The organism is Ramlibacter sp. PS3R-8, from assembly GCF_037572435.1.
In the GTDB taxonomy this organism is placed as follows: domain Bacteria; phylum Pseudomonadota; class Gammaproteobacteria; order Burkholderiales; family Burkholderiaceae_C; genus Ramlibacter.
In genome coordinates this window covers 1-410 of record NZ_JBBHGT010000017.1, presented here as the reverse complement: position 1 = coordinate 410, position 410 = coordinate 1, and the positions used below count along the sequence as shown (strand labels likewise).

Genomic DNA, 410 nt, shown 5'->3' with positions numbered 1-410 from the left:
CCACTGGAGCTGTTGCTGCGGGTCATCACGGTCAGCATCGAGACGATGAAGATCGTCCGGTCACTTCCCTCGCTGGACCTGGGCGGCAATGGCGTTCAGGTGTTCGACGGCCGGAGCACTGGCTGACTTGAGGCCTGGTGCGTCGAGGGGAAAGTACAATCTTCTCCCAGCTCCCACGCGGCTGTCGTTCAATGGCAGGACTTCAGTTTCCCATACTGATAATGCGGGTTCGATTCCCGCCAGCCGCTCCACATCAGTTCGAAAACGGACGCCCGCTCTTCGCGACACGAACTGCACGAGTAATGTGCCCACCGCTGATCGTCGAGAGACGTTCGACAGCTTGAACAACCGTGGAACTCGTTGTGGTGCGTTGAACCTGACCAGGTGAGACGGAGAGCTTCCCAAGCTCA

1 tRNA gene is annotated in these 410 nt (G+C 58.8%); it reads left to right on the top strand.

From position 1 onward, the window contains the following. The first annotated feature begins 177 nt into the window (after positions 1-177). Positions 178-251, top strand: a tRNA-Gly gene (locus tag WG902_RS22475). The last annotated feature ends 159 nt before the right edge of the window (positions 252-410 follow it).